This is a genomic window from Leptolyngbya sp. PL-A3 (assembly GCF_039962325.1).
Taxonomy (GTDB): domain Bacteria; phylum Cyanobacteriota; class Cyanobacteriia; order Elainellales; family Elainellaceae; genus Vacuolonema.
Window position 1 is genome coordinate 37,170 of the sequence record NZ_JAMPLB010000054.1, and the last position, 10,275, is coordinate 47,444.

Consider the following 10,275-nt stretch of genomic DNA (forward strand, 5'->3'; position numbering starts at 1 on the left):
AGTGCCCCTTCTACCACATCCCATCCACAGGTCTAGAACACCCCCAATTATGGGTTCTGGAAGTTTTGTCATGTACCGAGAGATTTATACACAACTATCACTGGATAGCTTGTACCTTTCGACATAAAGTTTGCAAATATTGCTAGAGTACGAAGTTAGGTTGAAGCCTCCATCTTAAGGTAGATTCTCATTCATTGTGAACTTCGCTTGAATGGAGATACCCGTTTATGCATACGGATTAACGCTTCATGAGACGCGATGCTGCCGGAAAGTTTGTGAACAACTGGAATTCCGAGACAAAATATCGGGTGGGTGTATCACTCACCCGTACTGCCCAGCGATCGCTTGATCAGGAGGCCCAAAAACGGGGAATTTCTCGGTCTGAAGTGATTGAGCACTTTGCTCGCAGTCTCGGTGCTGAACATTCTAATGATGCTGATGGGCTGTATTCCCAAATTGCGTTACTTCAACATCAAATTCTTGAGCAACAGCATGAAATCGCAGCTTTACGCAGTCAACAGCAACCATTAATGGCTCTACCAGACAATCCTTTGCTTGAAGCTGTTTTAGAACAGATGCCTGTGGGTGTCTTAATTGCCGATGCGAAGTCTGGCAAGCTAATGCTGGCGAATGAACAAGCCAAACAAATCACGGGGTACAGCTATAAAGAATTATTAGAGCTTGAAAGTGATGTTGCTACTGTTCCATTCGAAGCGTTTCACCCAGATGGAGAGATTTATACACCGGATGAGCATCCTTTGGTGCGATCGCTAAAAACCGGTGAGGTTATTACCGATGAAGAGATGGAAATTTGCCACAGTGACGGTAGTCCTGTTTTCATCACCGTTAACTCGGTTCCCATCCTCGATCACCAGGGGCAAACTGTCGCAGCAGTAGCGGTCTTCCATGATGTGACCGAGCAGCGATCTATAGAACAAGTTTTACATGAAAATGACTTTCGGTTGCAGGCACTATTAAACGCAAATTTTATTGGCATCATTATTGGTGATTTTCAAGGCAATATTTTGGAAGTCAATAATACCTGGCTCAATACTTTAGGGTATACCCGGGAAGAAGTTGTGTCGGGGGCCGTTAATTTTCTTGAGATTACCCCACCTGAATTTCGGCATTTAGATCAGCAGGCGATGGCCGAAATGGAACAAGTGGGTTACCATGTACCATTTGAGAAAGAGTACATCCGTAAAGATGGTAGCCGCATTCCTGTTCTGATTGGAACTGCTTATTTGGGAGGCCCCGATGATTTAGGCGTGGGTTTCCTCATTGATCTCACTGAACGCAAACGTCTGGAATCAGCGCTACAGCAGCGAGAGCAACACTACAAGATGGTGGCTGAAAATGCGCCAGACATTATTAGCCGTATTGATACAAAGTTTCGCCACGTATATGTTAGCCCCTCTGTAGAGAGAGTGACAGGCATTCCAGCCGATCAGTTTATGGGTAAAACCCATGCTGAATTAGGAATGCCCGAGCAGATCTACTGCCTCTGGCATGACAGTGTTCAGCAAGTATTTGATAGTGGACAAGAACGAACCATTGAATTTCAGTTTCCCACTCTTCAAGAAATACGGTGGTATCAAGCACGTATTGTTCCTGAATTCACCGACGATGGCTCTGTTGAAACAGTGTTAGGAATTGCTCGTGATGTGACAGATTATAAACAGGTTGAAGAAGCCTTACGAGAAAGCGAAGAACGTTTGCGTCTGGCACTTACAGCTGCTCATATGATGGTGTGGGATATGGATTTGCAGAGCAATTGGATGGTTGTTTCTGCAAATGCGCAACAGATCTGGGGCATACAAGAAGGTACAGGAGAAGATTTTGTTGCGGTGATCCATCCAGACGATCGCCTGCGGGTGTTACAAGCAGTCGAACGGGCCATGGCCGGAGGAGACACATCTTACTCGCAAGAATATCGAGTGATGAGCCCAGATGGTACTGTACGTTGGCTCAACAGCCAGGGGCGGATTTATCTGGATGACATGGGGCGTGGAGTGCGAATGCTGGGCGTTTCGGTGGATGTAACGGAGCGTAAGCAGATTGAAGCAGAACGTGCTCAATTGCTAGAACGAGAACGTTTAGCAAGGCTAGAGGCAGAAAACGAACGCAAGCGATTATATGACATTCTGATGCAGTTCCCTGCCATGATTGGCATTGTTAAAGGGCCTGATCTGGTGTATGAATTTGCTAATCCCACGTATCTGCAAATCACTGGTCAGACTTCTGACATGATTGGTAAGCCGATTCAGGAAGCTTTTCCAGATCTGGAAGGACCTATTTATTTTGATGTGCTGAAGCAGGTCTATCAAACGGGAGAAACCTTTGTTCGAGAGGAATCACCGGTATGTTGGGATCGGAACGGTGATGGCGTGTTGGAAGAAGCATTTTTTACCTGCAATTTCCCAGCTTGGCGAGATGTTGAGGGAAACATTCAGGGTGTATTAATCTACAACTTTGAAGTTACAGCGCAAGTAAAAGCAAGGCAGCAAATTGAGCAATTATTAGAAGAACTTCAACGGAAAGAAAGACAGCAAAAGTTTTTAATTGAGTTGAATGATACGATGCGTGCCATTCAAGACTCAAAAGAAATCATGTGGCAGGTCGTTTGTGCTACGGGAGAATACTTCAATGTCACCCGCTGTACTTATGGTGAAATTGATTCTACACAAGAATATGTGATGGTCGATCGTGATTACTGCAATGGAGCTATCAGTATCGTTGGTAGCCATCATATGAATTCGTTTGGGCCTGATATCATCGCAGAATTGAAGCAAGGTAAAACTGTTGCTGTGGATGATGTGGATCAAGACCCTCGCACGGTCGGATCAGGGGCAGCGGCTTTTGATGCAATTCAAACAAAATCGCTATTGTGCGTTCCTTTGGTGAAAGCAGGAAAATTTGTTGCATTGATGGTATTGCACCACATGGCTGCTCGTCAGTGGACGGTAGAAGATGTCGTATTAATGGAACGCATTGCCGAGAAAACCTGGCTGGCAGTGGAGCGATCGCGCGTAGAGGAACAATTGCGCGAAAGTGAATCACGCTTGCAGCTAGCCCTGCGCATTGGACGCATGGGTACCTGGGATTGGGACGTTCAAACGGGAACAACACGATGGTCAGAGGGATATTTCACGGTTCTTGGTCTGCAACCCAATGAATGTGAACCGAGTTATAAAATCTGGGCCAGCCGTGTTCATCCCGATGACCTGGCTGAAACGGAGGCAAAACTCCAGCATGCGATGGACGAACGAACTGAATATCAGCACGAATACCGGATGCTCTGGCCAGATGGTTCGCTCCGTTGGGTTGGAGCACGAGGGCAGTTTACCTATGATACTCAGGGGCACCCCAAGCACTCCATTGGTGCGGTCATCGACATCACAGAACGCAAGCAAGCAGAACAGGAACGAGAACAACTGCTGGAGCGCGAACGCATAGCGCGATCGCAAAGAGAAGTGGCTCAGCAGCAACTCGCAAACATCTTTGAAACGTCTCCTATCGGGCTGGCTTTGCTGGATGCTCAACAGCGATTTGTGGCTATCAACGAAGCCCTGGCAGAGATTAACGGGTTAACCCGTGAGCAACACTTGGGCGTTTCGATTGCGGATCTTTTTGGTCACTCTGACTCCGGATTGGTTGAAATTTTTCATCGGATTTATACTACCGGGGAACCTTTCATCTCGCCTAGTTTTGCGGTCAATATACCGGGGCGTAACGATCGCCGTCCCGGTTACTACAACGTCTACTATCTGCCAACAGTAACTGCAAATCATCAAGTCGAAGGCGTGCTGGTATACGTGGTCGATGTGACAGAGCGTATCCGGTTAGAACGAACGCAACGTTTCCTCTCCGAAGCCAGCGCAGTGCTGGCATCCTCTCTGGATTACCAGACGACGTTGGAGCAAGTTGCGCAGCTGACGGTGCCGGAATTAGCTGATTGGTGTACGGTCCATATTGTTGAGGAAGATGGCACTATCGACCAAATTGCGGTCGCCCATATTAATCCTGATAAGCTGGCATGGGCTCATCAAATTCGCGAGAAGTACCCGTTAGATCCCAATGCGGAGCGAGGTGCCGCACTGACATTGCGCACGGGGCAATCGGATTTTGTGCCAGAAATTCCCGACGAAATGTTGGTACATGCTGCCCATGACCCAGAGCATTTAGAAATTTTGCGACAGGTCGGTTTCAGTTCTTTTATGTGTGTTCCCCTGCGTATTCAGGCCCGAATTATGGGTGTCATTTCCTTTATTTCGGCTGAATCTGGACGGCGATATACGCCAGTAGATGTGCAATTTGCCGAAGAATTAGCGCATCGTGCTTCCTTAGCGATTGAGAATGCCCAGCTCTACCAAACTGCGCAACGCGATCGCGCCAAGGCGGAATCAGCTAACCGTATTAAGGATGAGTTTTTAGCGGTGTTGTCCCATGAGTTGCGATCGCCCCTCAATCCAATCCTGGGTTGGACCAATATGTTACGCAGGAAGCGACTAGATGCAACGAAAACAGAGCAAGCGTTAGAAACCATTGAGCGCAATGCGAAGCTACAAGCCCAGCTCATTGAAGATCTGTTGGACGTTTCCCGCATTCTCCAGGGCAAGATGACCCTGAATATTGCGCCTGTGAATTTAGTCACGACCATTGAAGCGGCTTTAGAAACGGTACGTCTGGCGGCTGAAGCAAAACGTATTCAACTTCAAACCACGCTGAATCCAGTTGCTGGAAGTATTCTCGGTGATACGAACCGTCTGCAGCAGGTTTTTTGGAATTTGCTTTCGAATGCCGTAAAGTTTACGCAACCCGGAGGGCACGTGTCGGTTAAGCTTGAGCAAACTGGCATGTACGCTCAAATTCAGATTAAAGACACGGGCAGAGGAATCAGTGCCGATTTCTTACCCTATGTGTTTGATTACTTCCGTCAGGAGGATGGTACCACCACCCGAAAATTTGGTGGATTGGGATTAGGGTTGGCGATCGTACGTCAGATTACCGAACTGCATGGAGGAACGGTTTCGGCCGAGAGCCCGGGGCAAAATTTAGGAGCAACATTTACTGTTCGATTACCACTTAACCTGGTTGGGCAGGAACAGTCTTCTTCAGATAAGCCCTCAGAAGCCGGAGCAGACTTAACCGATATTCAAATATTAGTCGTCGATGACGACGCAGACATGCGGGAATTAGCATCATTCGTTTTAACCCAATCTGGTGCGCAGGTCATAACGGCGGCTTCAGGAATGCAAGCATTGTCTCTGCTCAACCAATCGGTACCCGATCTGCTGCTCTGCGATATTGGTATGCCGGAGATGGATGGGTACACCTTAATTCGGCAAATCAGAAGGTGGCTCCCTGAGCAGGGTGGAAATATTCCGGCGATCGCCCTCACAGCCTATGCCGGAGAGATTAATCAGCAGCAAGCGTTAACTGCTGGGTTTCAAACCCATATTTCAAAACCGGTCGAACCCGAAAGGTTAGTACAAGCCGTTATTCATTTACTGCGTCCAGCCACTTCCTAGTAGACTGCGGCTTAACGCAACCTATGTTTTGTGTGAGGTGCGAAGCACCTCACACAAAACATAAGTGGTGGACTTCCGCCTCAGCGTACTGGTTTCGTGACGCACAATTGAGTTAGCCAGGAGCTGAGATTACGCGATCGCGTCCTTGTTGTTTTGCTTGATAAAGTGCTTGATCTGCAACGGTGATCAATCGAGGAGGTGACGATTTTTCATGGGGTGTGACAGTCGCAATACCCAGACTCAGGCTGACTACCCCAATAGAAGATTGTTGGTGCTTAAGCTGGAGTGCTTTCACCGCAGTACGAATGCGTTCAGCCACCTTAAATGCTCCCTCAGCTGTCGTATTCGACAGAATAATGGCGAACTCTTCTCCCCCATACCGCGCAACGAAATCGTCTTCCCGATTAGCGGTGTGCTTGATCGCTGCGGCAACCTGCTGCAAGCACTCATCCCCAGCAGGGTGGCCATAGGTATCGTTGTAAAGTTTGAAGAAGTCGATGTCACATAAAATGAGAGATAACGGTGACCCGATCAGACTCATGCGCTGCCAGACTTGATCCAGGTGATGATCAAAGTGGCGACGGTTGGCCACCTGGGTTAACCCATCCACCATTGCCAATCGTTGGACCTGTTGATATAACTCCGATTGTTGAATGGCGATCGCTACCTGGGTTGCCAATTGATTGAGCAAGCTAATCTCCAGCTCTTTCCAGTGGCGGGGACCACTGCACTGGTGAGCGATCAGCAGACCCCACAGGTTATCGCCTTGCAGAATGGGAACCACCAGATTGGCACGAACCCCATGTTCGGCCAATAAGTTGATATGACACTCATGTAGACCCGCGTTGTAAATGTCTTCAATGGCTCGTACGCGTCCCTGTTGATACTGTGGCACATAAGCATTTCGAAAACAGGGTTCATCAATCACTGTTCTCAAAATCCTGGGATAACCTTCTGCCACAGATTCCATTGTGACTACACCGCTCCAATCAGGTTTGAACCGAAAGACGATCACCCGATCTGTTTGTAAAAAATGCCGTACCTCATGCACAGTTGTATTCAAGATTTCATCCAGATCCAGCGACTGGCGAATGCGCTGAGCGATCGCAGTGACTAATCTTTCTCGTTCTGCCTGCTGTTGCAGCAACGTTTCTGTCCGTTGGCGTTCAACCGCGTGGGAAATACTCCGGGCGATCGCTCCTAACTGCGCGATGATAGCCTGTGGTAGGGGTTGACGCAGAAATAGGGATAGTACACCAGTGGTTTCGTGATCGAGCACTAACGGATACCCCGTGAAGGCAACCAATTGCTCTTGTATTGCTGTGGGGCGATCGGATAGCGGCAGATGCTCCAGCAAACGATTGGTCTGGAAGGGTTGCCCCTGTTCCGCAATCCAGTCTGCTTTAAACAAACGAATCGAATCCAGAGCTGGTGTTCCATCACTGGCTTGTAGTTCCAACACATCTGTTGTAGGATGGCGCATCCAAAATCCAACAAATGCTGCATTCAAATGGTGAGTGAGCGTCGTTGCACAGGCTTGTAGTAACGTGAATATTGGCTCATTGCGATTTAGGATTTCTCCAATTTCCATGACCAATTGAGCTAACTGCATTTGCTCCGTTAGCGCTTCACGATATTGGTAAGAGATTGCCATTGCAGGTTGTGTGGCTGCTATTGCTGACTGTGGCAACAGTTCCTGTCGTTGTTGCTGGTCCAGTAGATGTCGTCGCAGTTCCAATTGGGTCATGACTTGCTCTGCTAACACTCTGAGCGATTCCTGCTGCTCCGATGTCAAAATCCGTGGTGTAGAGTCTGCAACGCATAATGCCCCCAATATGAAACCCTCTGCATTCACTAAGGGGGCACCCGCATAAAACCGCAGATGAGGTTTCTTTGTTACCACCGGGTAGTGCTTGAATCGTGGATCTACTTGTGTATCGGGTACAAGCAGCAGATCACGCTTCAGAATGGTATGGGCACAAAAAGCATCAGTACGAGCCGTTTCCGTGAGTTCTAAACCTTGAATAGATTTGAACCATTGGCGTTGTTCATCCACGAGGCTAATCCAGGCCATGGGGGTCTGGCATATCTGTGCAGCCAGGTGGGTCAGTTGGTTAAACGTGGCTTCCGGTGGTGTATCCAGTACCTGATATCTAGATAGAACAGCCAATCGCTGAGCTTCATTAGGGGGAATGGGAAAAGTTGCTGTCACGGGTTGAGTGGGTCGGGGTAACTCCATCTGGGATGGTGCTGCTTTCTTATAAAGCAGCTGCGTTGCCCCATCCGTTGTCAACGGTTTGCTGAATAAATAACCCTGCACGACATCACAGTGATTTTGCCGTAAAAATTCTAGTTGTTCTACCGTCTCAACGCCTTCAGCAATGAGTTTCAGGTGCAGCCCATGTCCAAGGGCAATGACCGATGAAATGATTGCTCGATTACTGGTGTGTTTGTTTAAATTCTGAATGAAGGACTGATCAATCTTAAGTGTATTAACTGGTAGATGCATCAACGCACTGAGCGATGAATATCCTGTACCAAAATCATCCATGGCAATGTGAATGCCCAATCGCTGCAAGTCCCGCAAAATTGCCACTGCAAGCTCTACATCTTGCATGATCAAACTTTCAGTGATTTCTAATTCAAGATAGTGCGGCTCCAACCCAGTTTCTTGTAGAGTTCTGGCGATTGTTTGCACTAAATTGGGTTGCTGGAATTGACGTACTGATAGATTGACCGAAATGCGTAAGGGGGGAAGCCCCGCCTCTTGCCATTGACGATTTTGTGTACAAGCAGTGCGTAAAACCCATTCGCCAATGTCACAAATTAAGCCCGTTTCTTCAGCAAATGGGATAAACTGCGTTGGCGGAATCATTCCCATTTCAGGATGTTGCCACCGGAGTAGTGCTTCCATTCCCACGACTTTTCCGGCTTTCAAGTCAATTTGGGGTTGGTAATGCAACAACAATTCCTGCCGACCCAGGGCTTTATAAAGATGATTGCCTAGCAATAAGCCTTCGAGCGATCGCCGATTCATCGTCGGTGTATAGAGCAGATAACTGTTTTTGCCCTGCTGTTTAGTTCGATGGAGCGTCATGTCGGCACATTTGAGTAATGTTCCAACATCCTCCCCATCATAGGGAGCCAGGGCAATGCCAATACTGGCGGTAATGTGCAACTCGTGGGTATCGATTTGAAAGGGAACTTTGAGTGTATCCAGAATTTGCTGTGCAACCTGAATGGCATCTTCTGCTGAACAGATCTGGGGTAACAATACCGTAAATTCATCGTCTCCCCAGCGGGCAAGGGTATGGCTATCGCGCAAACAATCCCGCAGCCGTTGCGTTACGGCTTGTAGGAGGCGATCGCCTGTAATGTGACCCAGCGTGTCATTGATTGTCTTAAACCGATCTAAATCCAGCATCATCACCGCTAACATGTTGCCCTGATGATGAATGTTGACCAGTGCCAGAGACAGTAATTCGTCAAATAGCAATCGGTTAGGTAATCCGGTTAGCAAATCGTGGGAAGCATGGTGATGCAGTAGGTCTGCCACCCGCTGTTGCAAAACCGTAATATATAGATGCAACCCGTAGGATTGTGCCAGCTTAATTTGGGCGGGTGTCCACAGGTCTACTTGTCCCGATTTAATTTCACGCCATGCCTCAAACGACTGACGCGGTAGGACATTGCGCTCGTCGGGGTTGGAACGTCCTGCCCATAACCGCTCTGTTTCAATCTCAGCCCGAAACAGGGTAAGACAGCCAACATACTGTTGATACTGAAGTGGGATGATCAGCAGCGAGCGGATTGATGTGGGTTCACAGGCATCAACCAGAGCTTGCAGACGAGCATCCTTCTGTAAATCTTGAAGTTGATAGGTGTATGTTGCTCCGGTATAGCTAACTTCTGATGTCCTTCCGTGAAGGGAGGCTGCACTCGTGACTTCGGTTGTGTGGCTTACTTCGGTGACTTGACGATGGCTGGTTGCCAATACGCCCTGCCAGTCGATTAAGGCTTGCCAGAACGGCGAAGTTTCCAGGTACGCCTGGGTAGGCTGCTCTCCCCATGTGTACAGTTGCATCGCTTGACCTGTTGGGCTGGCCGTGATGTACAGCCTGCCACCAATAGCAGATAGGGTGTGGCTGATTTGCTCTAAGGCAGTTTGCCACATGCCTGTCTTATCTTGAGGTCCGTTGAGTAGTTGATTGAGTTGATTTAGAGCTGCTTCATGTAGGGCCTGTTGCTGTGCCTGTTGCATCAGATCTGCCTGAGCGATCGCAATAGGCAGCTGATCTACCAATAACTGCACAGTCTGTAATTGCGATTCTTTAAAGGATTGTGGCTCGCTGTGATGAGCGACCAGCAATCCCCAGAGTTGATTCTGGTAGAGAATCGGTAACGAAATGGAAGAGGCCACTCCCATCGCAGTCAAATACTGCAAGTGGCAGGGATCGACGGCTAAGTAACGAACATCCCCCTGTACGGGTTGGTCGAGCGATCGTACAGATTTAAACTGGTTCAGGGTTTTACGCTGGGAAGCAACATCCGAGAGTGTTTAGATTTTTGTGTAAGCCTTTAGATTTTTAATAGTTGAAGCGTCCTGGAAATAGGATAGCAAAATGAGACAAGGCTGCCTTCCAATTTTTTATCGGTCGATTCCATCGCTTAGCAATGTTGTTCATTGCCAAATACATCAGCTTGAAAACAGACTCCTCATCTGGAAACACAGCCTTGGTTTTAA

At 48.1% G+C, this 10,275-nt stretch carries 2 protein-coding genes and 1 pseudogene; 1 reads left to right on the forward strand and 2 read right to left on the reverse strand.

What is annotated here, in order from left to right:
* Positions 1-248 precede the first annotated feature (248 nt).
* Positions 249-5,531 carry a PAS domain S-box protein gene (locus NDI52_RS26735; protein ID WP_190773944.1) on the forward strand — a complete coding sequence of 1,761 codons (5,283 nt, stop codon included), beginning with the start codon at positions 249-251 and terminating at the stop codon, positions 5,529-5,531.
* A gap of 112 nt (positions 5,532-5,643) precedes the next feature.
* On the opposite strand, the gene NDI52_RS26740 is transcribed toward NDI52_RS26735, so the two are convergent.
* The gene (locus NDI52_RS26740; protein ID WP_277874867.1) at positions 5,644-10,056 is read right to left on the reverse strand and encodes a diguanylate cyclase; all 4,413 of its coding nucleotides are present in this window, start codon (positions 10,054-10,056) and stop codon (positions 5,644-5,646) included.
* A gap of 61 nt (positions 10,057-10,117) precedes the next feature.
* A pseudogene (locus NDI52_RS26745) lies at positions 10,118-10,275 on the reverse strand (IS256 family transposase); the annotation flags it as partial.